General features: G+C 70.4%; 23 protein-coding genes. 4 read left to right on the top strand and 19 right to left on the bottom strand.

What is annotated here, in order from left to right; genetic code table 11:
* The 16 genes from ispG to ACWD4J_RS20545 form a co-directional block, all read right to left on the bottom strand.
* Positions 1-743: flavodoxin-dependent (E)-4-hydroxy-3-methylbut-2-enyl-diphosphate synthase (gene ispG, locus ACWD4J_RS20620; RefSeq protein WP_451396839.1), on the bottom strand; the 743-nt coding region annotated here is incomplete at its 3' end.
* Positions 744-748: 5 nt separating this feature from the next.
* Positions 749-1,783 carry an adenosyl-hopene transferase HpnH gene (hpnH, locus tag ACWD4J_RS20615; protein ID WP_451396824.1) on the bottom strand — a complete coding sequence of 345 codons (1,035 nt, stop codon included), beginning with the start codon at positions 1,781-1,783 and terminating at the stop codon, positions 749-751.
* 5 nt (positions 1,784-1,788) lie between these two features.
* Positions 1,789-2,439, bottom strand: a complete 651-nt coding sequence (locus tag ACWD4J_RS20610; protein ID WP_451396823.1) for a phosphorylase family protein — start codon at positions 2,437-2,439, stop codon at positions 1,789-1,791.
* On the bottom strand, positions 2,439-4,427 hold the full coding sequence (shc, locus tag ACWD4J_RS20605) for a squalene--hopene cyclase (protein WP_451396822.1): 1,989 nt from the start codon (positions 4,425-4,427) through the stop codon (positions 2,439-2,441). Before shc ends, ACWD4J_RS20610 begins: the two co-directional genes overlap by 1 nt.
* 127 nt (positions 4,428-4,554) lie before the next feature.
* Positions 4,555-5,685 (bottom strand): polyprenyl synthetase family protein, encoded by a 1,131-nt coding sequence (locus tag ACWD4J_RS20600; RefSeq protein WP_451396821.1) that lies wholly within the window; start codon positions 5,683-5,685, stop codon positions 4,555-4,557.
* Entirely contained in the window at positions 5,682-7,238 is a 1,557-nt protein-coding gene (hpnE, locus tag ACWD4J_RS20595; RefSeq protein ID WP_451396820.1) for a hydroxysqualene dehydroxylase HpnE, read from the bottom strand. The genes ACWD4J_RS20600 and hpnE overlap by 4 nt, the downstream gene beginning before the upstream one ends.
* A complete protein-coding gene (locus ACWD4J_RS20590; protein ID WP_451396819.1) occupies positions 7,235-7,393 on the bottom strand; it encodes a DUF6380 family protein in 159 nt (52 codons plus the stop codon). Before ACWD4J_RS20590 ends, hpnE begins: the two co-directional genes overlap by 4 nt.
* The gene (hpnD, locus tag ACWD4J_RS20585; protein WP_451396818.1) at positions 7,390-8,343 is read right to left on the bottom strand and encodes a presqualene diphosphate synthase HpnD; all 954 of its coding nucleotides are present in this window, start codon (positions 8,341-8,343) and stop codon (positions 7,390-7,392) included. The genes ACWD4J_RS20590 and hpnD overlap by 4 nt, the downstream gene beginning before the upstream one ends.
* Positions 8,340-9,248, bottom strand: a complete 909-nt coding sequence (gene hpnC / locus ACWD4J_RS20580; protein WP_451396817.1) for a squalene synthase HpnC — start codon at positions 9,246-9,248, stop codon at positions 8,340-8,342. Before hpnC ends, hpnD begins: the two co-directional genes overlap by 4 nt.
* 504 nt (positions 9,249-9,752) lie before the next feature.
* Positions 9,753-10,532 (bottom strand): ABC transporter ATP-binding protein, encoded by a 780-nt coding sequence (locus tag ACWD4J_RS20575; protein ID WP_451396816.1) that lies wholly within the window; start codon positions 10,530-10,532, stop codon positions 9,753-9,755.
* The gene (locus ACWD4J_RS20570) at positions 10,525-11,454 is read right to left on the bottom strand and encodes an ABC transporter permease (RefSeq protein WP_451396815.1); all 930 of its coding nucleotides are present in this window, start codon (positions 11,452-11,454) and stop codon (positions 10,525-10,527) included. The genes ACWD4J_RS20575 and ACWD4J_RS20570 overlap by 8 nt, the downstream gene beginning before the upstream one ends.
* A gap of 95 nt (positions 11,455-11,549) precedes the next feature.
* Positions 11,550-12,422: a glycosyltransferase family 2 protein gene (locus ACWD4J_RS20565; RefSeq protein ID WP_451396814.1), complete on the bottom strand. Its 873-nt coding sequence runs from the start codon at positions 12,420-12,422 to the stop codon at positions 11,550-11,552.
* Positions 12,423-12,430: 8 nt separating this feature from the next.
* Entirely contained in the window at positions 12,431-13,210 is a 780-nt protein-coding gene (locus tag ACWD4J_RS20560; RefSeq protein ID WP_451396813.1) for a CDP-alcohol phosphatidyltransferase family protein, read from the bottom strand.
* Positions 13,188-14,252, bottom strand: a complete 1,065-nt coding sequence (locus tag ACWD4J_RS20555) for an iron-containing alcohol dehydrogenase family protein (protein WP_451396812.1) — start codon at positions 14,250-14,252, stop codon at positions 13,188-13,190. Before ACWD4J_RS20555 ends, ACWD4J_RS20560 begins: the two co-directional genes overlap by 23 nt.
* On the bottom strand, positions 14,240-14,992 hold the full coding sequence (locus ACWD4J_RS20550; RefSeq protein WP_181660246.1) for a phosphocholine cytidylyltransferase family protein: 753 nt from the start codon (positions 14,990-14,992) through the stop codon (positions 14,240-14,242). Before ACWD4J_RS20550 ends, ACWD4J_RS20555 begins: the two co-directional genes overlap by 13 nt.
* Complete coding sequence (locus tag ACWD4J_RS20545; protein WP_451396838.1) at positions 14,989-16,788, bottom strand: DUF5941 domain-containing protein; 1,800 nt, start codon at positions 16,786-16,788, stop codon at positions 14,989-14,991. The genes ACWD4J_RS20550 and ACWD4J_RS20545 overlap by 4 nt, the downstream gene beginning before the upstream one ends.
* Before the next feature lie 352 nt (positions 16,789-17,140).
* Between ACWD4J_RS20545 and galE the strand changes: the two genes are divergently transcribed.
* The 3 genes from galE to idi all read left to right on the top strand — a co-directional run bounded on the left by galE (position 17,141) and on the right by idi (position 20,049).
* Complete coding sequence (gene galE, locus ACWD4J_RS20540) at positions 17,141-18,136, top strand: UDP-glucose 4-epimerase GalE (RefSeq protein WP_451396811.1); 996 nt, start codon at positions 17,141-17,143, stop codon at positions 18,134-18,136.
* Between the two features lie 169 nt (positions 18,137-18,305).
* Positions 18,306-19,244, top strand: coding sequence for a cation diffusion facilitator family transporter (locus ACWD4J_RS20535; protein WP_451396810.1), 939 nt, complete (start codon positions 18,306-18,308; stop codon positions 19,242-19,244).
* Positions 19,245-19,455: 211 nt separating this feature from the next.
* Positions 19,456-20,049 (top strand): isopentenyl-diphosphate Delta-isomerase, encoded by a 594-nt coding sequence (gene idi, locus ACWD4J_RS20530; protein ID WP_451396809.1) that lies wholly within the window; start codon positions 19,456-19,458, stop codon positions 20,047-20,049.
* Positions 20,050-20,125: 76 nt separating this feature from the next.
* Here the strand turns inward: idi and ACWD4J_RS20525 are convergent, their stop codons facing one another.
* Positions 20,126-20,653, bottom strand: a complete 528-nt coding sequence (locus tag ACWD4J_RS20525; RefSeq protein ID WP_451396808.1) for an ATP-binding protein — start codon at positions 20,651-20,653, stop codon at positions 20,126-20,128.
* Between the two features lie 288 nt (positions 20,654-20,941).
* Here ACWD4J_RS20525 and ACWD4J_RS20520 point away from each other — a divergent pair, with 288 nt between their 5' ends.
* A complete protein-coding gene (locus ACWD4J_RS20520; protein ID WP_451396807.1) occupies positions 20,942-21,703 on the top strand; it encodes an enoyl-CoA hydratase/isomerase family protein in 762 nt (253 codons plus the stop codon).
* On the opposite strand, the gene ACWD4J_RS20515 is transcribed toward ACWD4J_RS20520, so the two are convergent.
* Complete coding sequence (locus tag ACWD4J_RS20515) at positions 21,690-22,325, bottom strand: DJ-1/PfpI family protein (protein WP_451396806.1); 636 nt, start codon at positions 22,323-22,325, stop codon at positions 21,690-21,692. The two genes, ACWD4J_RS20520 and ACWD4J_RS20515, sit on opposite strands and share 14 nt — an antisense overlap.
* A 45-nt stretch (positions 22,326-22,370) precedes the next feature.
* Positions 22,371-23,354 carry a GlxA family transcriptional regulator gene (locus tag ACWD4J_RS20510; RefSeq protein WP_451396805.1) on the bottom strand — a complete coding sequence of 328 codons (984 nt, stop codon included), beginning with the start codon at positions 23,352-23,354 and terminating at the stop codon, positions 22,371-22,373.
* Positions 23,355-23,428 lie beyond the last annotated feature (74 nt).

The raw sequence follows: 23,428 nt of genomic DNA, 5'->3' as shown, positions 1-23,428 counted from the left end.
CGGATGGTGTCGCCGATGCCCTCCGACAGCAGCGCACCGAACGCCACCGCCGACTTGATCGTGCCCTGGAACGCCGGACCGGCCTCGGTCACACCCAGATGCAGCGGGTAGTCGCACTGGGCGGCCAGCTGCCGGTACGCCTCGATCATCACGACCGGGTCGTTGTGCTTCACCGAGATCTTGATGTCCCGGAAGTCGTGCTCCTCGAAGAGGGACGCCTCCCAGAGGGCGGACTCCACCAGCGCCTCAGGCGTCGCCTTCCCGTACTTCTGCAGCAGCCGCCTGTCCAGAGAACCCGCGTTCACGCCGATCCGGATCGGCGTGCCCGCATCCTTCGCCGCCCGGGCGATCTCCCGGACCTTGTCGTCGAACTGCTTGATGTTGCCCGGGTTCACCCGCACCGCCGCGCAACCCGCCTCGATCGCCGCGAACACGTACTTCGGCTGGAAGTGAATGTCCGCGATCACCGGGATCTGCGACTTGCGCGCGATCGTCGCCAGCGCATCCGCATCATCCTGCGTCGGACACGCCACCCGCACGATCTGGCACCCCGAAGCCGTCAGCTCCGCGATCTGCTGCAGCGTCGCACCCACATCCGACGTACGCGTCGTCGTCATCGACTGCACCGACACCGGCGCGCCCCCGCCGACGGCCACCGACCCGACCTGGATCTGCCGTGAGACACGGCGTGCGGCGACCGGCCGGGCCGGCATTTCCGGAAGACCCAATGGGACAGGCTCCACAGTCGTCACGGCGTCACCTGCGGCTTTCCATTGCCCAGGGTCTCGCGGGCCGCGCGCAGCGACTCCTTGAGCGAACCCATGGTGGCCATGACGGCGGTGGGCTCGTAGCCGCAGTGGGCCATGCAGTTGGCACACCGCGGGTCCTTGCCGCGGCCGTACGCGTCCCAGTCGGTCTCCTCCAGGAGCTGCTGGTACGTCTGGGCGTACCCGTCGCTCATCAGATAGCAGGGCTTCTGCCAGCCGAACAGCGAGTAGCTCGGGATGGCCCATGCGGTGCACGGGAAGTCGACCTTGCCCTCCAGGAAGTCCAGGAAGAGCGGGCTCTGGTTGAGCCGCCAGCGCTTTCGGTTGCCGCTCGAGAAGGCCTTCTTGAACAGTTCGCGGGTCTGCTGGACGCCCAGGAAATGCTCCTGGTCGGGGGCCTTCTCGTAGGCGTAGGCGGGCGAGAGCATCATCTCGTCCACCTTCAGGTCGTCGTTGAGGAAGTTGAGGACCTCGATGACGGTCTGCGGGGTGTCGGTGTTGAAGAACGTCGAGTTCGTGGTGACCCGGAAGCCGCGGCGCTTGGCCTCCTTGATGGCCTCCACCGCCTCGTCGAAGACGCCTTCCTTGGCGACCGACGCGTCGTGCCGCTCCCGCAGGCCGTCGACGTGCACGGCCCAGGCGAAGTACGGCGACGGCTTGAACTTGTCCATCTTCTTGCGCATGAGCAGCGCGTTGGTGCACAGGAAGACGAACTTCTTCTTGGCCACCAACTGCCTTACGATCTCGTCGATCTGCGGATGCATCAGCGGCTCGCCGCCGGCGATCGACACCATCGGCGCGCCGGACTCGAGTACGGCGCCCACTGCCTGGGCCACCGGCATGCGCTGCTTGAGCACTCCCGCCGGGTGCTGGATCTTGCCGCAGCCCTCGCACTTGAGGTTGCACGCGAAGAGCGGTTCCAGTTCCACGAGCAGAGCGAACTTGTCCCGCCTGCGCAGCTTCTGCTCAAACAGATACGTAGCGACCTTGATGGTCTGGCGGAGCGGCATGGCCATCTTGCTCACCTCCTGGGGAGCAGCAAATTACGGTGCCATTCGAAGAAGACAGGCAGCACGTTACGAAGAATACGGAAAGCTGATATTCCACCGCGGACCGTGCCGATTCGGACGAGCTCATGCTCTGGAGCGTCCACGACCACCCGGACGGCCGCAACCGGGCGCGGCCCCACCCGAACGGCGCAACGGAGCGTCGCCGCGGACTCCATGTCCACCGCGATCGCGCCCTTGGCCAGCAGCTCGGAACGCTCATGACCTCGGACGACGTGGTCCGAACCGGTGAGCGGCCCGGTGTGGACCGTCCGCCCGGGAACGGCCCGGACCAGCTCCCGTACGAGCAGTTCCGTGCCTACGCACGGCGTAGTTCCGTGGGGGTCGCGGGTCTCCTCGGCGACCACCAGGTCGCCGGGGTGCATGCCCGGTGCGAGCCCGGCGCAGAAGCCGGTGGCCACGACGGCCGCTTCGCGCAGCGCCTCGTCGGCGAGGGCCCGCGTGACGGCATGTTCGGCGGCCTTGGGTCCCATGCCCGTACGCAGTACGGTCACGGGCCCCGCGGCGCCGGTGCGCTCACCGGTGCGCAGGGCGAAGCGCTCGATGCCGAGCGCGCAGGCGACCAGCAGTGGCGGCCCCTCCTGAGGGGCCGGGGTGCCGGCCATCAGTTCGCCTTGCCGGAGAGGGGTTCCCCGTGGACGTACCGGCCGAGCGCGGTGAGCGGGAAGACCTGCCGGTACAGGTGGTAGTTGATGGAGAAGTCCCAGGGGAACCCGGTGCCGGTGAAGTACGGCTCGTCCCAGGAGCCGTCGTCTCCTTGCGTCTCGGCGAGCCAGGCGATCCCCCGCTCCACGGCCTTGGACTCCTGTTCGCCGGCCGAAAGGAGCGCGAGGAGCGCCCAGGCGGTCTGCGAGGCGGTGGAGGCGCCCCGGCCGCTCCATCCCGCCACGTCGCGGTAGGAGCGCAGGTCCTCGCCCCAACCGCCGTCGTCGTTCTGCACGGACTCCAGCCAGGCGACGGCGCGGCGGATCGCGGGGTGCGAGCCGGGCAGTCCGGCGGCGGTCAGGGCGGGCACCACGGACCCGGTGCCGTAGACGTAGTTGACGCCCCAGCGGCCGAACCAGGAGCCGTTCCCCTCCTGCTCCGCGAGCAGCCACTCGATGCCGCGGCGCGTGGCCGGGTGGTGGGCCTTGCCGTCGGCGGCCAGCATCTCCACGACATGCGCGGTGACATCGGCGGACGGCGGGTCGATGACCTCGCCGAAGTCGCAGAACGGGAGCCGGTTGGGGAAACTGCTGGTGTTGTCGACGTCGAAGGCTCCCCAGGCGCCGTTCCTGGACTGCATGCCGACGTTCCAGTGCACGCCGCGGTCGATGGCCCTCTCGACGCGGTCGGGGTCCGGGTGCTTCACGCGCCGCAGGGCCAGGACGACCTCGGCGGTGTCGTCGATGTCAGGGTAGTTGTCGTTGTGGAATTCGAACGCCCATCCGCCCGGCGTGAGGTGGGGCCTGCGGACCGACCAGTCGCCCGGACGGACGATCTGCTCGCCGAGCATCCAGTCGGCGGCCTTGACGAGCTGCGGATGGTCGGCGGGCAGGCCGGCGTCGGCGAGCGCGATGGTCGCGAGGCAGGTGTCCCATACGGGTGACTGGCAGGCCTCGATCATCCGGGCCCCGTCCTCGCGCCAGACGGCGTAACGGTCGAGCGACTCGAGGCCCTCGCGCATCACCGGGTGCTCGAGGTCGTATCCGAGCAGGTGCAGCGCGATCAGCGAGTACACGGCGGGCGGCTGGATGCCTCCCCAGCAGCCGTCGTTCTCCTGGCGCTCGATGATCCAGCGGGCCGCGGAGTTCATCGCCGCCCTGCGCAGCCGGCGCGGCGCGACCTTGTGGTACGCGTGCAGGGCCTTGTCGAGGCGCTGGAAGACGCCGTCCCAGCTGGCCGCGGGCGCGAGGGGCCTGGGCGGGCTGGGGTTGCGCGGGTCGGTGTGCAGTTCCTCGAGCGGGAAGGGCGCGGGGCGCACCGGCCGCTTCGCGGAGACGACGGTGAGGGGCACGATGGTCTGCCGGGCCCAGCAGCCGAAGTCGTAGATGTTGAGCGGGAACCACTTCGGGAAGTAGATGAGCTCGGGCGGGAGTTCAGGCAGGTCGTCCCACTTCCACCAGCCGAAGAGGGCGAGCCAGATGCGGGTGAAGACCCGGCTTGCGGCGATACCGCCCTGCTCGCGGATCCATTCCGCGGCCTTGGCCATGTGCGCGTGGTCGGGGCTGTCCCCGGCGAGGCGCAGCGCGACGTACGCCTCGATGGTGGTGGAGAGCTCGCCGGGGCCGCCGTAGAACGAGGCCCAGGTGCCGTCGTCACGTTGCTCGCCGCGGATGAAAAGCGCTGCGGCGCGAGTGGTCTTGTCGTCCCGGATGCCCAGGAACTGCCTCAGCAGCAGGTCTTCGGCGTCCATCGTGACGTTGGTCTCGAGGTCGCCCTTCCACCAGCCCTGGGCGTCCTGGCGGGCGAGAAGGAAATCTGTGGCGCGCATCAGGGCGCGGGTGGCGGCTTCGTGCGTCCCGGCCGCCGCGGGCGTCGATTCGGTTGTTCCGCTGGCCGAGGCAGCGCGGGGCGGAACCGCTCCGGTGCTTCCATCGGTCGTCGCTGTCATGGCTTCCCCTTCGTGCAGTGGTCGTTCTGCTGGGTCGGCCGTCGGCCGGTGCCTGGTGAGCACCGGCCGGCGACTGCGCTGGAGATCCGGGGGCCACCCCGGAAGCACACCTATGGGCCGATAGTGATCATCTCTTCCGTACGACGACGAAGTCGGCGAGCGCGACGAGCTGCGCCCGCACCTGGTCGGGCATGTCGACGGCGGCCAGCGCCTCGATGGCGATGGCGTGCTGCCGCCTGGCCTCCTCGGTGGTCCACTGGCGGCCGCCCGCCTCCTCGATGAGGGCGGCACGCGTGGCGAACTCCTCCTCGGAGAAGCTGTCGAAGTCGGCGCTCTTGGCGTCGGCGGCGAGCAGCTCGCCGAGACGCTCCGACGCCGGGCCGCCCGCCGCGAGCGCGGCCACGACCGGCAGGGACTTCTTGCGCTGGCGCAGATCGCTCCAGGTCTGCTTGCCGGTGGCCTCCGGGTCGCCCCAGATGCCCAGCAGGTCGTCGACGGCCTGGAACGCGAGGCCGAGGTGGTAGCCGTACTTCTCCAGGATGTCGGCGGTGCGGTCGTCGGCGCCGCCGAGCACCGCGCCGATGGAGCACGCGCAGGCGAGGAGGGCGCCCGTCTTGTTGCCCTCCATCTCCAGGCACTCCTCGACGGTGACGCGCTCACGGTGCTCGTAGGAGATGTCCTGCGCCTGCCCGTCGATGAGGGCGCGGGTCGCGGCGGTGAGGCGGCGCGTGGCGCGGCCCGCCTCGACGGTGCCGAGCTCGAGGAGGATCTCGTTGCCGAGGGCGAAGAGGGCGTCGCCGACGAGGATGGCCTGCGCCGGGCCGTGCACCTTCCACACCGTGTCGCGGTGGCGGCGCTGTTCGTCGCCGTCCATCAGGTCGTCGTGCAGGAGCGAGAAGTTGTGCACCAGCTCGACGGCGACCGCGCCCGGGATGCCGACCTCGGGGGCGGCGCCGGCGGCCTGCGCGGACAGCACTGCGAGCGCCGGGCGTACGGCCTTGCCGCCGTCGCCGTCGGACGGGTTGCCCTCGGCGTCGATCCAGCCGAAGTGGTAGGCGGCGACGGTGTCCATGGGCGATGCGAGACGCTCCACGGCGGCCCTCAGCACCGGTGTGGCCAGGGTCCGGCCGCGCTCGAGCAGCGCGGTCACGTCCACCGCGTCGGCAGCCGATTCGGCCGGGGGCACAGTGGGCACAGTCTCTCCTCTTGTTGCGGTACCGGGGGTGCGGGGACTCGCCCCGTGCAGTGCGGACTTCACCGGATGCCACCTCGCAGTGATGCGCCGGATCCCTCGGGTGTTCGTCCGGGGGGCCGGCCCGCGGCCGAGCCGCCGCCGGATGCCGCGTCCCCCGGGAGTACGCGGTCTTCTGCCTCCTCGACGAGCTCGAAGAGGTGGTCGCGCGGCCGGCCGAGAGCTCTCAGCGCGGCACCCGCCGCACCGACGCCGCTGCGGACCGCGCTCTCCATCGTCGCGGGCCACCCGGTGGCGGTCCACGCTCCGGCCAGATAGAGGCCGGGGGTCTTGGTGCTGGCGCCCGGGCGCAGCCTGCCGACGCCGGGGGTCGGGGCGAACGTCGCGGTGCGCTCGCGGGTGACGAAGAAGTCGCGCACCTCGGCGCCGCGCGCGGCGGGCAGGAGCCGCTCGAGCTCGGGCAGATAGCGCTCGCGCAGGGTGGCCACGGGGTCGTCGATCTCGTCGTGGGCGGCCGACTGGGACAGCGCCAGATACTGACCACTCGTCAGACCGGAGGCCTCGGTGCGGTCGAAGACCCACTGCACCGGGGAGCCGAGCGCGGCGAAGAAGGGCTGCCTGAGGACCTTGCGGTCGTAGACCACATGGACGTTGAGGATCGGCGCGGTGCCGATGGAGAGCAGCCGCTCGGGCTCGTCGAGGGCGCCGTCCGGGAGCAGGTCGTGCGTCTCGCGCTGCGGTACGGCGAGCACGACGACGTCGGCCTCGAACCGCTCCCCGGGAACATTGACCTCCCAACGTCCGTTTTCCGTACGGGAGATGGAGGTGACGCGGGTACGGAGTTCGGTGCGGACGCCGGCGGTGTCGAGCGCCTTGCGAGCGAGGGTGTCGTGGATTTCGCCGAGGGGCACCCGCGCCCAGCCGATGTCGGCGGCGCCCGGGTCGGACAGCAGCCCGGTCTTGAAGACCATCGCGGCCAGGCCCAGCGAGGCGTCGCCCGCGACGGCGTTCAGGGTGGCGACACCGACCAGGTCCCACAGCGCCTCGACGGCGCGCGGCGACTGTCCGTGCCGGGCCAGCCAGCTGCCGAAGTCCTGTGCGTCCAGTGCGGGATCGGCGGGGTCGAGCTTCTTGAGGGCCAGCGCGGCCCGTCCCACCTTGGCGCGTTCGGCGAGCGACAGATGCGGATAGGTGGCGAGGCTCGACGCGAGATGCAACGGTACGGGCAGGGCGGTGCGGCGGAGCCTGCCGAGCCTGAGGCCGCTGCCGGAGCCGTTGGTCCCAACGCTGCGGCCCGCGTCGAGCACGGGTACGTCGAGCCGGTCCTGCAGGGGCGCGAGCGACGTGCCGTCGATGCGGTCCAGGAACCAGCGGTAGGCGGTGCAGCAGCGCAGATACACGTGCTGGCCGTTGTCGACGGTCAGATCGCCCCGCTGGAAGGAGAAGGCGAGCCCGCCGAGGCGCGGCCGCCCCTCGAGCAGGGTCACCCGCACTCCGGCGTCGGCGAGCGCCAGAGCAGCGGTGATGCCGGCGAGTCCTCCGCCGACCACCACGGCGGCGGCCTCAGGGCCGCCTGCGGATGGCGCATCCAGCTCGTCCCGCTGCACGTCGTCGCTCATCGCGCGCCCTCCCCACCGGCCCTGCCGTCGACGTCGACGTCCGCGAAGTGGTCGACGATCGCACGGCGGGCCGCTGCAGTCAGGGACGCCGCGCCGAGGCGGAGGGTTGCGCACCGTTTGCCGCGAGTCGTCCCACGGCGGCCGTGGAGGTTCACCGGGCGCGCCTCCTGACGGTCCCCCGGGAGACCTGCCGGGCATCGAGACCGGAGAGTCCGCGCACGGCGACATAGGCCTTCTCGCGGCCGGGCAGGGAGACGCGTCCGCGCAGCACGGCCTCGGGGTCGCGCTCGATACGGTCGAGCAGGCGCCGGTAGATGCCGGCCATGGCGGCGACGCAGGCGCCGCTGCGCCGGTCGAGCATGGGCAGCAGCCGGTAGCCCTCGGCGAAGAGCGCCCGGGCCCGGCGCACCTCGAAGTGCACCAGGCCTGGGAAGTCGGAGCCGGCCGGCGGTCTGGGACCGCTGAACCCGGCCGAGCAGCCGAACTTGGCGAGGTCGTCGCTGGGCAGATAGGTGCGGCCGCCCTCCGCGTCCTCACGGATGTCCCGGAGAATGTTGGTGAGTTGCAGCGCGAGGCCGAGCGTGTCGGCGTACTCGGAGGCGCGGTCGGCGCCCCGCGCCCCCGGCTCGGTGCCGAACACACCGAGGGAGAGCCGCCCGATGGCGCCGGCCACACAACGGCAGTAGACCTTCAGGTCCTCCCAGGTCTCATAGGTCTCGCCGCGTACGTCCATGACGACGCCGTCGATCAGTTCGTCGAGGCCGCCGAGCGGGATCGGGAACCGCTGCGCGGCATGCGCAAGGGCCACGGCCACCGGGTCGGTGTCGTCCTCGGCGACCTCGCCGTCGCGGATCCTGGCCAGCACGGCGCGGGTCTCGTCGAGGCGGGCCGTCTTCACGTCCGGTGCGAGGTCGCCGTCGCCGATGTCGTCGACGCGCCGTGAGAACGCGTAGAGCGCCGACATCGCGCGCCGCTTGGGCGTGGGCAGCAGCCGGATGCCGTAGGCGAAGTTGCGGGCCTGCCGGCCGGTGACGGTCTCGCAGTAGCTGTAGGCGGCGAGCACTGGTGCGGACACGTGCTGGTCTTCCTCCACGGTCCGGATCACCCCTCTCCTCGCAGAGTCGCTCCCACCTCGCGCAGCAACCGGAGCCTGGCGGGTTTCGGCGGTCCAGGAAGTACGTCGTATTCGGCGGCGGCGATCGCGTGGATCACCGCCCTTCCTCCGGCCACGAACCCGGCGAGCAGCAGTTTCAGCCTGCCGTGGACGCTACCCACCAGAGGGGTCCCTTCATTCAGCAGGCCCCGGGCGCGTTCCGCTTCGTATGCAACCAGTGCGCGCACCGATGCGCCTGCGGTCGGTGCGCGTAGGTCCTCTTCCTGGACGTGGAATCGCTTCATGTCCTCGGCTGGCAGGTAGATGCGGTCCCGGCCGAGGTCCTCGGTAACGTCCTGAAGGTGTTCGACGATCTGCAGGGCCGTGCACACCGCGTCGGAGCGGCGGATCCGTTCCGGGGTCGCGGTGCCGGTGATGGCGAGGACGAGCCGCCCCACGGGGTTGGCCGACAGCTCGCAGTAGGCGAGGAGGTCGTCGTACGTCTCGTAGCGCGTGACGAGCTGGTCCTGGCGGTTGGCGGCGATCAGACCGAGGAAGGGCTCGGGGGAGATGCCGTGCCGGCGGACGGTGGGCTGGAGGCGCTGCAGCAGGGGGTGGCGAGGGGTCGAATCGAACACCCTGTGGAGGTCGGCCTCGAAAGCGTCGAGTACGGCAAGCCTGTCGTCCGCTGCGTCCGCCGGGACACCGAGCACACGGGCGTCGGCGCCGCCGGGTGCGAGGTCTCCGTCGCCGATGTCGTCCACGAGGCGCGCGAAGCCGTAGACGGCCATCAGGTCGTCGCGCCAAGCGCGGGGCAGGAAGAACGGTGCCACGGGAAAGTTCTCGTCCGCGGCCTTGTCGAGCGTGGCGCGGACCGGGGCCTCACCAGCGGACTTCGCCCGGGAGACGGCCTCCATACGCGCCCCTTCGGTTCCCGTCACCGCCGGCTGCCCGGCGCGTGGACGGCGGAGGCATCGCGAAGCCGGGGACCTTCCGTAGACATTGCCGTCACATCTCCCGTTCTACACTGCCGACCGAATACATCCTATTTCGGACACGCCGCCCAGCGGCCTGCCGAGGAGTCCCCCAGGCCGGCCCGGGAGACACCCCCTCCGAGCCGGACGCTGTGCGTGTCGCGCTGTGTGCCGCGAATCAGCAACCGGTACAGCTTACGTTGTACAACGCGCCACGCCTCGGCGGGGTGTCCTGCGCATCACAACAACACACCGATTGCCGTCAAGATTCCCTGGCGGCAAGGGAATTGAGACCGAGACGCGCATCAGGGCCCCTCCGGCATCTGCGGCGGGGCCCTGGCGGCCGGTCATCTCAGCTGGTCACGGCGTTGGTCGTGGCCGGAGGTCCCGGCCGAAAGTCCTGGCCGGACATACGGACCGACCGGCGGTCCCGGGCAGCGGTCCTCGCTATTTGCCCGTGAACTTCTCGTACTCCTTGAGTACCTCTTCCGTCGGACCGTCCATGCGCAGCTCGCCGCGCTCCAGCCACAGCACGCGGTCGCAGGTGTCCCGGATCGACTTGTTGTTGTGACTGACCAGAAACACCGTGCCGGCGTGCTTGCGCAGCTCGCGGATGCGTGCCTCGGAGCGCTTCTGGAACTTGCGGTCGCCGGTGGCCAGCGCCTCGTCGATCATGAGTACGTCGTGGTCCTTGGCCGCCGCGATGGAGAACCGGAGGCGGGCCGCCATACCCGAGGAGTACGTGCGCATGGGCAGCGTGATGAAGTCGCCCTTCTCGTTGATGCCCGAGAAGTCGACGATCTCCTGGTAGCGCTCCCTGATCTGCTCGCGGGACATGCCCATCGCGAGCCCGCCGAGGATGACGTTCCGCTCGCCCGTCAGGTCGTTCATCAGGGCCGCGTTCACACCGAGCAGCGAGGGCTGGCCGTCCGTGTAGACCTTGCCCTTCTCCGCGGGCAGCAGGCCCGCGATGGCACGCAGCAGGGTGGACTTGCCGGAGCCGTTCGAGCCGATGAGGCCGATGGCCTCGCCGCGGTAGGCGGTGAAGCTGACGCCGCGCACCGCGTGCACCTTGCGCACGCCGCGTTCCTCGCCGCGCTTGACGATGCGGCTGAGGGCGGCGGTGGCACTGCCCTTGCCGGTCTTGGCGCCGTTGACGCGGTAGACGATGTGCAGCTCGTCCGCGATGACAGTGGGGATGTACGCCCCGGTGTTCTGCTCAGCCACGGCCGTACCGCTCCTCCGCCTTCCAGAAGTACACGAAGCCCCCGACCGCGACGAGCACGGCCCAGCCCGCGGCGACGGCCCAGACGTGCGCCGGCAGGTTCTCGGACCCGTAGCCGTCTATGAGCGCGAAGCGCATCAGGTCCATGTAGACCGCCGCCGGGTTCCACTGGAGGACGTCCGCGATCCAGGACGGCTTGCTCTCGAGCATGATCGGGATGGAGAACATGACACCCGACGCGTACATCCAGGTACGCATGATGAAGGGCATCAGCTGGGCGAGGTCGGGGATCTTGCTGCCCATCCGGGCCATGATCAGCGCGAGACCGGTGTTGAACAGGTACTGCAGCACGAGGATCGGGATGATCAGCACCCAGGACAGGTCCGGGTAACTGCCGAATCCGGCCGCCACGATGAACAGCACGATCATCGAGAACAGCAGCTGCTGGAGCTGCTGCAGCGCGAACGAGATGGGCAGCGAGGCGCGCGGGAAGTGCAGCGCGCGCACCAGGCCGAGGTTGCCGGAGATCGCGCGTACGCCGACCATGACCGAGTTCTGCGTGAAGGTGAAGACGAACACGCCCGTGACCAGGAACGGGATGTACACGTCGTGTGACATGCCCCGGCTGGCGTTCAGGATCAGGCCGAAGATCAGGTAGTAGACGAGCGCGTTCAGCAGCGGGGTCACCACCTGCCACAGCTGGCCGAGCTTGGCCTGGCTGTACTGGGCGGTCAGCTTCGCCTGCGAGAAGGCAAGGATGAAGTGGCGCCGTCCCCAGAGCTGACGGACGTACTCGAAGAGGCCGGGCCGGGCGCCGCTGACGGCGAGGCCGTACTTGGCGGCCAGCTCGGCCGGAGAGAGCCCGTCATCGGGCGACGGAGGGGCGCTCACCGCGACTCCGCCGTCATGCGTTGTCTCACTCACAAATGGAAACTTTCGTCCTCGAGATGCGCAGCCTGGTCGGGCATGGGCAGGTGCCGGGGACCGGTCACGGCCCGAATGCCCTCAGACCGAGCTTGTCAGATGACAGGAGGGCGGCCCAGTCGGGTCAGCCGCCACACGGTACGCCACCTCATCGGCCGCCGGGGGCCGCACGCGGTGGTCCAGCCCTCTCGGAAGCCGCCGAACCACGCCTTCAGGGCGGGGCGCGACGGGCGCCGCAACAGGGTCAGCAGCAGCCAGACGCCCAGGTACACCGGGACCAGCAGGGCGGGCAGATTGCGGCGGGCGAGCCAGACGCGGTTGCGGGCCACCATCCGGTGGTAGACCGCGTGCCGGGAGGGGGCGGTCGTCGGGTGGTACAGCACCATGTCGGAGCGGTAGTCGATCATCCACCCGGCGTTCAGGGCACGCCAGGCGAGATCGGTCTCCTCGTGGGCGTAGAAGAACTCGTCGGGCAGGCCGCCGACCTCGGCGAACACGCGGGTACGCACCGCGTTGGCACCGCCGAGGAAGGTGGTGACGCGCGAGGAGCGCATCGGGTCGGACGCGCGCAGCCGCGGAACGTGGCGGCGCTGGGTCTCACCGGTCTCGGGGTCGGCGATGCGGAAACTGATGATGCCCAGCTTCGGGTCGGCCGCGAAGGCCTCGCGGCACAGCTCCGCCGTGTCGTGGTGGGCGAGCAGTCCGTCGTCGTCCAGGAACAGCAGGACGTCCACCTCGGAGCCGGACGGGCCGAACGCCTCGATGCCGACGTTGCGGCCGCCCGGGATGCCGAGGTTCTCCGGCAGCTCGACGGTGCGTACACCCTCGGGAACGTCCGGCACCGGAGAGCCGTTGCCGACCACGACCACCTCGACCGAGTCGCCGTGCTGCTTGGCGACCGAGTCGAGGAGGGCGCGGAGCTCGTCGGGGCGGTTGCCCATGGTGATGATGACCGCACCGACCCTCATGCCCGTACTCACTTCAGCCTGCTGGAGGCGAGGACGGACACCAGGTGGAGCAGGGTCTGGAGCAGCGCGATGCCGGCCAGCACGGCGACGCCGAGCCGCGAGAAGAACAGGTCGCCCCTGACCGTGTCCACGATCGCCAGGACCAGGATCAGCAGGGACGCCTCGACCCCGAGGATCAGGCGGTGGAACTTCAGCGCCGCGGCGGCCTTGCGGGCCAGCGCCATACCGGACGAGCGCGGCTCGGACGCCGCCTCCTTCACCGGCGGCAGGCCGCCCTGGTGCCGGGCGACGCCGACGAGGTCGGTCTCCGCCTTGATCAGGATGGCGCCGAGGGCGGCGAGGGTGCCGAGGAAGGCCCACAGCCAGTCGATCCGCCCGGAGCCCCACAGATCGGCGGCGCGCAGACCGAACCCGACCAGCACCGCGGCGTCGCACAGGTAGGCGCCGACCCGGTCCAGGTACACCCCGCCGAGCGAGAACTGCTTCTTCCAGCGGGCGATCTCGCCGTCGACGCAGTCGAGCAGCAGGTAGAGCTGCACCATCAGCACGCCGAGCACGGCACCCGCGATCCCCGGCACCAGCAGGGCCGGGGCGGCGAGGACGCCGAAGACGGTCATGAGATAGGTCAGCTGGTTGGGCGTGACCCGTGTGTTCACCAGGTACCGGTCCACGCGCAGGGAGAGCTCGCGCATGTAGAGCCGGCCGGCCCAGTGCTCGCCGCTCCGCCTGTCCTTCACACCCGGGGGGTGAACGACCGGGCGGAGTTCAGCTACCGATGGCCTTGGCATAGTCGGCGTATGCGTCCTTGATCTGTTCGGGGGTCAGGTCGAGGTGTTCCAGAATCGTGTAACGACCGGGGCGGGTTTTCGGGGCGAACTGCACGACCTGGACGAACTCGTCCGCCGTGAAGCCGATCTCCTCGGGGAGAACGGGCAGTCCGTGGCGGTACAGCACGTCGGCCATCTGTCCGGCCATGTCGCGGTCGCCGCGCAGGTACGTGGCGAACGCGCCTCCCATGCCGCACTGCTCTCCGTGGAGGGCGTTGCGCTTGGGGAACTGCAGGTCGAACGCGTGGCTGATCTCGTGGCAGGCTCCGGACGCGGGGCGGCTGTCACCGGCCACGGACATGGAGATGCCGCACAGGACCAGGGACTCCGACAGCGTCGTCAGGAACTCGTCGTCCCCGATGCCACTGGGATGGCGCAGCACGGCCTCGGCGGCCTGGCGGGCCATCGCGGCGGCGAGGCCGTCGACCTGCTCACCGGTCTCCCGGTGCGACAGCTCCCAGTCGGCCACGGCGGAGATCTTGCAGATCACGTCGCCGATGCCGGCTCGCACGTAGCGCACCGGTGCCTCGCGGATCACATCGAGGTCGATGACGATCCCGATCGGGTTGGGCACGCCGTACGAGCCGCGGCCCGCGTCGTTGTCGAGCGTGGCCACGGGCGAGCACAGACCGTCGTTGGCGAGGTTCGTCGCCACCGCGACCAGCGGCAGGCCCACGCGCGCTGCGGCGTACTTCGCGCAGTCGATGACCTTGCCGCCGCCGAGGCCGATCACCGCGTCGTAGTGGCCGCCCTTCTTGATCGAGTCGGCGAGGCGGACGGCACCGTCGATGGTGCCGTCGGCGTCGTCGAACCAGTCCGCGTGGGGCAGCGCCGGTGCGAAGCGCTCGCGCAGCGCCTGGCCGGATCCCCCGCTGATGGCGAAGGCCATCCGGCCGGACGGCGCGATGCGCTGGTCGGAGAGGATCCCCGCCAGATCGTCGAGGGCGCCGGGACGGATGTCCACGACGACCGGCGACGGAATGAGTCGCGTCAGTACTGGCACGCGATCTCACGTCCCTTGGCGAGGTCGTCGTGGTTGTCGATCTCGACCCACTTGACGTCGCCGATGGGCGCAACGTCGATCCGGAAGCCGCGGTTGACGAGCTCCTGGTAGCCGTGCTCGTAGAACTGCTGCGGGTCCGTCTCGAAAACGGTCTTCAGCGCGTCGGCGAGCTCGTCGGCCGCCTCGCCCTCGATGAGGGTGACGCCGATGTACTCACCGGTGGCCTCGGCCGGGTCCATGAGCTTGGTGATCTTCGTCATGCCCTTCTCGGGGTCCACGACGACCTTCATCTCCTCGTCGGCGAGGGACTTCACCGTGTCGAGGGCGAGGATGATCTTCTTGTCGCCGCCACGGGCTGCGAGCAGCGTCTTCTCGACGGAGACCGGGTGCACGGTGTCGCCGTTGGCGAGGATCACGCTGTGCTTGATCGCGTCACGGCCGCACCACAGGGAGTAGGCGTTGTTCCACTCCTCGGCCTTGTCGTTGTCGATGAGGGTGATCTTGAGCCCGTACTTGGCCTCCAGCGCCTCGCGGCGCTCGTACACGGCCTCCTTGCGGTAGCCCACGATGATCGCGACCTCCGTCAGACCGATCTCGGCGAAGTTGCCGAGGGTCAGGTCCAGGACGGTGAGGCTGTCCTCGTTGCCTTCGGGACCCACCGGCACCAGCGCCTTGGGCAGGGTGTCGGTGTAGGGGCGCAGACGCCGTCCGGCGCCGGCCGCCAGCACGAGGCCGATCATGCGGGTTCTCCTTCATCGTGTACGGCGGGTGCTCCGGAGGACACCCAGAAGCGGATGCTCTCGACGAGCACCACGAGTGCCACGGCCACGGCGAGGACCGTGAGCGCGACGGTGAAATCTGTGTTGTTGAGCAGAGCCGCGACCACGGTGACCACCAAGACTCTGCCTTCGTGTCCGCCGATCGCCCGCACGAGCCAGTGCGGGGGCGCGCCGGTGTTGCCGCGGATGCGGTACACCGTGTCGTAGTGATGGTAGGCGACTGCGGCCACCAGTCCGAAAGCCGCTGGCAAGGCCCCGTTCACACCGGAGTTGGCGGCCAGTACCAGGAACGTGCCGTACTCCGCGGCCCGGAAGAAGGGCGGAACAAGCCAGTCCAGGGCGCCTTTGAGGGGCCGGGAGACCGCGATCCCGGATGTGACGCAGTACACGAGCGCGGCGACGACGGGCCACGGTCCGCCGAAGTCCGTGAGAGCGCTCACAGTGACGACGGCCACGCCGCCGACGAACGCGTAGACGGGCGCGGGCAGAAGCCGCGCGGCGCTCTTGAGCGACCGGGCGAACACCTGCGCAATGGGACCGGAGTCGGCGAGGTCGAACAGCGCCCGCGCGGCCCGGTCGGTCCTGCGGGCCTTGCGGGTCAGCGACCTCAGTACGCGGCCCGCTGTGGTGTAGGTCGCAGCTATCGCGCACCCGATGAGCAGTGCGTAGAAGGTGATGCGAGGTGTGGTCGCCGCCGTGAGCACGGCGATCATCGCCCAGCGCTCGCCGATCGGCAGCACGATCATCCGGCGCAGCCACACCGTCCAGCCGACGCTGTCGAGCTTGTCGGAAAGGGCCGCGGTGGGGCTCGTGTTGGCGGTCGCGTCGTGGTTCGCCTCGTTGAAGGAGAAGTCCACGACGTGGCGGCAGGTCTGCAGCACCATCGCGCCGAGGGCGAGCGCCCATACGTCGTCGCCGCCGCGGGCCGCGCCGAGAGCGAGGCCCGCGTAGTAGGCGTACTCCTTGGCCCGGTCGAAGGTGGCGTCGAGCCAGGCGCCGAGCGTCGAGTACTGCAGGGAGTAACGGGCGAGCTGCCCGTCGGTGCAGTCCAGTACGAAGGAGAAGAGGAGCAGAGCGCCGGCCGCGACGAAGCCGCCGCGCGTGCCGGTGGCGGCACAGGCGGCCGCGATCAGCGCGGTGAGCAGGGACGCGGTCGTGACCTGATTGGGGGTCAGGCCGCGGCGGGCGCACCAGCGGGCGATGTAGCGCGAGTACGGGCTGATGCAGAACGTCGTGAAGAAGCCGTCCCGGGACTTCACGGCGCTCCGCAGGCGTATGGCCTCTTCGTCGACGGCGGCGACGGCCTGCCGGGCTTCGTTGCCGGCCTGGGGGTCGGCGGGGACGGCGGCGACGAGGGAGCCGAGCTCGGGCCGGTGCACGGCGACGTCGGTGTCCTCGAGAGCCTCGGCCACGGTGTCGGCGATCCTGCCGACGGCGACGGCGCCGCGTGCGGTGTCGTCAGCGGTTCTGCGTACGGCGAGGGCCAGCGCCGGGCGGGCGGGCGGGCGGGCCGCTACGGCACCGGGAACGGCGGAGGCGTCGAAGCGGGGGTCGGTGAGGCCGAGCCGCAGGGCGTGGACATGTCCCACGAACCGGGCGTCGACGAGTGCGACCCGCTCATCGCCGGGAACCACCGCGAGCAGCGACCCGACGTCGGCGGCATCCGTGGCGATCCGCACGTCGAAGCCCAGCGACCGCAGATCGCCCTCGAGGGACGATCCGGGGGCCGGCTGGCCGATGAGGATGGCGGTCGACAGACGAACTCACTCCTTGGTTGCCGGTGCACCGCGGCGCCGGGCATGCGCATGGTGGGGCGCCCCTGGCCAGGCGGCCGGGCGGCGCATCGGCTGAGGTTATCGGATGAACAGAAGCGGGCGTTCACCGCCCGTTTACGGCCCGATAAGCGCGATCTGCGTGGCCGCAGCCCTGACGATCATCATCGTGGATGAGCACCCCGGCCCACAAACCGTGGTCCCGGATGCCCGCATACCGTAACCGCGGATACCCCGTCACCGCGTATGCCCGCACAAGCCCCGAAGGCCCGGACAAGCGGCAACGGGCCCGGAGCGGGCATGCCCTCGCCGCCGGTCCGGCTTAGGGTTGGCATCCATGACATGGCTGATCACAGGTGGAGCTGGATATATAGGGGCACACGTGGCGCGGGCCATGGCGGACGCCGGGGAACGTGTGGTCGTGCTCGACGACATCTCGGCCGGCGTCCCCGACCGGCTCCCGCCTCAGGTCCCCCTCGTCCAGGGCTCGGCGCACGACGCCGCGCTGCTGAAGCGGGTGCTCACGGAGCACGCGGTGACGGGTGTGGTGCACCTGGCGGCCCTCAAGCAGGTGGGTGAGTCGGTCGACCGGCCGACGCGCTACTACCGGGAGAACGTCGGCGGCCTGGCGGTGCTGCTCGAGGCGGTGGCCGAGGCCGGGATCACACGGTTCCTCTTCTCCTCGTCCGCGGCCGTCTACGGCAACCCGGATGTGAGTCTGATCACCGAGGACACGCCCTGCGCCCCGCTCAACCCCTACGGCGAGACGAAGCTCACCGGGGAGTGGCTGGTGCGGGCGGCGGGCCGGGCACACGGCATCGCGACGGTGTGCCTGCGCTACTTCAACGTGGCGGGCGCCGCGGCGCCGGAGCTCGCGGACACGGGCGTGTTCAACATCGTCCCCATGGTCTTCGACCGGCTCACCCGCGACGAGGCCCCGCGGATCTTCGGCGACGACTACCCGACGCCGGACGGCACCTGCATCCGCGACTACATCCACGTCGACGACCTCGCCGAGGCACACCTTGCGGCCGCTCGCCGGCTCTCGGCCGGCGACGCGTCGGGGGATCTGACGGTGAACATCGGCCGCGGCGAGGGCGTCTCCGTACGGGAACTGATCACGACGATCGCCGAGGTGACCGGGGACCACCGGCCGCCGGTCGTGGAGGCGCGCCGGCCCGGCGACGCTCCGCGCGCGGTCGCCTCCGCCGACCGGGCGACGAAGGAGCTGGGCTGGACGGCCCGGTACGGGGTTCGCGAGATGGTCGAGTCGGCGTGGCGGGGCTGGTGTCTGCGACACCCCGAGGCAGCCCGTAACCGAGCCCGTAAGTGATCTTGTCACCGCTCTGACCTGCGCATCGTTTCCGCAGGTCAGAGCAGATGACAACCGTGTTCAGTGCCGTGTTGCCCGATACCCCCCACCCGTAGTTCACTGGGCCGCGACGGTCAGTGCGGCGGATACGCCGCGACGGGTGGCACGGCGATACGGAGGGCGGGCTTCCATGGGAGCTGGGCACCACCACGGGCATACGCACGGCGCACCTGCGACGGGCACCGCGACGGGCGCGTACCGCGGGCGGCTGCGTATCGCGCTGGCGATCACGCTCAGCGTGATGGCGGTCGAGATCGTGGGAGGCATCGCGGCGGACTCGCTCGCCCTGATCGCGGACGCGGCGCACATGGCCACGGACGCCCTCGGGCTCGGCATGGCGCTGCTCGCGATCCATTTCGCGAACCGCCCCGCGACCGCCAACCGCACCTTCGGGTTCGCGCGCGCCGAGATCCTCGCCGCGCTCGCCAACTGCGTGCTGCTGCTCGGTGTGGGCGGCTATGTGCTGTTCGAGGCGATCGGGCGGTTCTTCACTCCCGCCGACACCCGGGGCGGGCTCATGATCGTCTTCGGTCTCGTCGGCCTGGCGGCGAACACGGTCTCGCTGGTCCTGCTGATGCGCGGCCAGAAGGAGAGCCTCAATGTGCGAGGCGCCTTCCTGGAGGTGATGGCGGACGCGCTGGGCTCTCTGGCGGTGATCGTGTCCGCCGCCGTCGTCCTCACCACCGGCTGGCAGGCCGCCGACCCGATCGCGTCGCTCGTCATCGCCCTCATGATCGTGCCGCGGACGGTGAAACTGCTGCGCGAGACGCTGAACGTCCTGCTGGAGGCGGCCCCGAAGAACGTCGACATGGCCGACGTACGGGCGCACATCCTGGCTCTGCCGAGTGTCGAGGACGTGCACGACCTGCACGCCTGGACGATCACCTCGGGCCTGCCGGTGCTCTCCGCGCACGTGGTCGTGAGCTCCGACGTACTCAACACCATCGGCAACGAGAAGGTGCTGCACGAACTGCAGGCATGCCTCGGTGATCACTTCGACGTCGAGCACTGCACGTTCCAGCTGGAGCCCGGCGGGCACGCGGAGCACGAGGCGAAGCTCTGCCACTGAGGCCGCGCCGGGTGCTGCACCGCGAGCACGGCGACGACCACGGCCCTGCAGGTTCCGTGGTACTTCATTCGGCGGATATCCGCTGATCACACGTGCGTGATGCATGTCCCGCCGCCCAGCGGGGGAGCGGGACATGCGGGGGCGCCGGGTCCCGGGACTGCCGGACGCGTACGGCAGACTTGAGGTTCGAAGACCGATACGAAGGATGCGCATGCCGATCACACCTGCCACCGCGGGGCACAGTTCATCGAACCGCACCACAGAAGCGATCTTGCTGGAACTGGTCGACGAGGACGGCAACACGATCGGCACGGCGGAGAAGCTGGCCGCCCACCAGCCACCGGGGCAGCTGCACCGGGCCTTCTCCGTCTTCCTCTTCGACGAGCAGGGGCGGCTGCTGCTGCAGCAGCGGGCCCTCGGCAAGTACCACTCCCCCGGTGTGTGGTCGAACACATGCTGCGGACACCCCTACCCGGGCGAGGCGCCGTTCGCCGCCGCGGCCCGCCGGACGTACGAGGAGCTGGGTGTCTCGCCCTCGCTGCTCGCCGAGGCCGGCACGGTCCGCTACAACCACCCGGACCCGCAGTCGGGCCTGGTGGAGCAGGAGTACAACCATCTCTTCGTCGGGATGGTGCAGGCCCCGGTGCGGCCGGACCCGACGGAGGTCGGCCAGACCGCGTTCGTGACCACCGGCGAGCTGATGGAACGGCACGCGAGGGATCCGTTCTCGGCGTGGTTCATGACGGTGCTGGATGCGGCGCGGCCCGCGATCAGGGAGCTCACGGGGGCTGCGGCCGGCTGGTGACGCTGCCGGCGGGGTTCCTGGGGCTCGCGGCCCGGAGCTCCCGAGCCCCGGGCCGGTGCCGTAGAGCGACCGACGCCTACACGAGGCCCGGCTTCAGGGGCAGGGCCGCCCAGATGACCTTGCCCCCGCCGGCGGTGTGCTCGACGTTGCACACCCCGCCCGCCTCCCGGGTGATCTCGCGCACGAGCAGCAGACCGCGGCCACCGGTCTGGCCGTAGTCGGCCTCGAGGGCCGTCGGGCGGTAGGGATGGTTGTCCTCGACGGAGACGCGGACCCATTCGGATCCGACGGCCACCTCCACCGAGAGCATGGGCGAGAGCAGGGCGGCGTGCCGTACCGCGTTCGTGACGAGCTCGGAGACGATCACCAGCAGCCCCTGGACCAGCTCGTCCGGGGCGGGCACGCCCTGTCGGGCGAGCAGATCGCGGACCGCGTGCCGCGCCTGGGGCACCGACGCGTCCACGGCGGTGGCGGTGAACCGCCAGACACCCTCATACGGCTGGGGGTACCCCTGCACGGGGTCGGGGGGAGCTACGGCGGGACCTCGCTCGGCGCCCCCGCCGGCCGGTGGGTGGGAGCCGGACCCCCACCCGATGTCGTCCATGGTCCGGTCGCCACCTTTACGCTCGATTGTCGCCACGCAAAGAGTGTTGGGAATGTACTGGTCCATGCCGGACCACTGACGCAAAGTCGGCAAATATCGACGGCTTCTGATCGTTGGCGTATGACAGCGTCAGTTGTTTGACTGCTCCTGCCCTTGTCGTAACGCCTTCCGAGCCTCTTCGGGTTGTATGCGATGAGGCTGCGAATTGCCCGGCTTGTCCACTCCGGCCACCTCGCTGCCGACCCCTTCTTGATCACACGTTCAGGGCCGGTGGATAGCATCCCGCTCATGGAGCCGCAGCTGCTGCACACCGTCGCCGACGGCGTCGCCACCGTCGTCATCCACCACCCGGCGAAACGGAACGCCATGACCGCCGACATGTGGCGGTCACTGCCGCCGCTGCTGAAGACCCTGGCGGAAGATCCGGCCGTACGGACCCTGGTGCTGACGGGCGAGGGCGAGACGTTCTGCGCGGGCGCGGACATCTCGTCGCTGCGGGAACCCTCGGCGGACGGCTCCGGCGGGGCGCAGGCTCTGGCCGTGGCGGCCGAGGAGGCTCTGGCGGCGTTTCCCAAGCCGACACTCGCGGCGGTGCGAGGTCACTGCGTGGGCGGCGGGTGCCAGCTCGCGGCCGCCTGCGATCTGCGCTTCGCCGACGAGGAGGCGCTGTTCGGGGTGACGCCGGCGAAGCTGGGGATCGTCTATCCGGCATCGTCCACGCAGCGGCTGGTGTCGCTGGTGGGACCGGCCACCGCGAAGTACCTCCTGTTCTCGGGCGAGTTGATCGACTCCGGCCGTGCGCTGCGCACCGGGCTGGTCGACGAGGTGCTGCCCGCCGGTGAACTCGGCAAGCGCGTCGCGGAGTTCACGCGCGTACTGGCCTCGCGCTCGCAGCTGACGCAGGGGGCGGCCAAGGAGTTCGCCGACGGACGCGTGGACCGGGCCGCGCACTGGGCGGAACAGGCGCGCGGCAGCGGTGACATGGCGGAGGGGGTGGCCGCGTTCCTGGAGGGCAGGCGGCCGCGGTTCACCTGGACTACGTCAGCGTGAAGCGGCTGTTGCTGCGGAATTCCTCCACGAGGTGCGCCGGGGCCTTGTGCGGTGCTCCGGCGTCGTACGGCGGCTGAGGGTCGTACTCGGTCAGCAGCTGCACGGCCTGGGCGTGCTCGTCGCCCGCGATCATGCCGACGAGGGTGAGCCCCATGTCGATGCCGGATGAGACACCGGCCGCGGTCACGTACTTGCCGTCGACCACCACGCGCTCGCCGGTCGGCTCGACGCCGAACTGCTTCATGAAGTCGAGGGCCAGCCAGTGGGAGGTGGCGCGACGGCCCTCGAGCAGGCCCGCGGCCGCCAGCAGCAGCGAGCCGGTACACACGGACGTTGTCCACGTGCTGGTCGCGTCGACGGTCCGCAGCCACTCCAGCAGCGTCTCGTTGTCCATCTGCGGGGTCTGGCCGGGGCCGCCGGGGACCACGACGATGTCGGGGCTTGTGACCTCGGCGAGGGTCTTGTCCGCGGTGATCGCGAGTGCTCCCGTGTCGGTGCGGACGGGTCCCGTCTGCTCGGCGACGAACACCAGCTCGGCGTCGGGGAGGCGGCCGAGTGTCTCGTACGGGCCGACCGCGTCGAGGGCGGTGAAGCGGTCGAAGAGGACGATGGCGATCTGCATGGGCCTGCCTTTCGGTGATGTACGGGACCTACGGGATGTGCGGGCTCAGCGAGCAACGGGGGCGTGGAAGCGGCGGCGGTACTCGGCGGGTGGAGAGCCGAGTGCCTTGAGGAAGGCCCGACGCATCGCCTCGGGTGTGCCGTAGCCGCAGGCGCGGGAGATCTCCTCGATCCCGTCGGAGGTGTCCTCCAGGAGTCTGCGCGCGTGTTCGATGCGGACGCGTTCCACGTACCGGCCGGGTGTCATGCCGGTCTCGGCCTGGAAGGCGCGGGCGAAGTGGCGCGGGGAGAGCCTGGCGCGCGCGGCGAGCGACTCGACGGACAGGTCGCCGCCGGGGTGTTCGGTAATCCACTGCTGGACGTCGCGCAACGGTTCGCGCTGCGCGGTCTGCGCGGCGAGCTGGGCGCTGAACTGGGCCTGGTTGCCGGGCCGGCGAAGGAAGACGACGAGGTGCCGCGCGACCGAGAGCGCCGTCTCGCGGCCCAGGTCCTCCTCGACGAGCGCGAGGGCCAGGTCGATACCGGAGGTGACCCCGGCGGACGTCGCCACGTTCCCGTCGCGTACGAAGATCGGGTCCGAGTCGACCTCGACGGCCGGGTGGTCGCGGGCGAGCCGGTCGCACACGTTCCAGTGGGTGGTGGCCCGGCGGCCGTCCAGCAGCCCGGCCGCGGCCAGCAGCAGGGCCCCGCTGCACACGGAGACCAGGCGCTCGGCCCTCGGGGCCCTCTCGCGCAGCCAGTCGACCAGCCGTGGATCGGGGCGTCTGGTGCCCTGGCCTCCGGGGACGACGAGGGTGTGCGGGGCCCCTTCGTCGCCGAGGGCGCCGTCCGGGACGAGGGTGAGCCCGCTGGAGGTGCGGACGGGCCCGCCGTCGAGGGATGCGGTGCGGATCCGGTACGTGTCCGGGTCCCCCGAGGAGACGGCGGCGCCCGCGAACACCTCCACGGGCCCTGTGACGTCGAGGCTCTGGACGTCGTCGAAGAGGGCGACGAGGACGGTTCGGTGCTGGGCGGCTCGCTGCTGGGCCATGACCCGATTCTTGGACCCGGCGGCGATGGCCGCAATGACGAATCCCCCACCTATTCTGCCATCGCCCTCCGTAT

This window comes from Streptomyces sp. NPDC002577 (assembly GCF_053594815.1).
The sequence above is the reverse complement of the archived record's forward strand: the minus strand, read 5'-3'. Positions and strand labels throughout refer to the sequence as shown.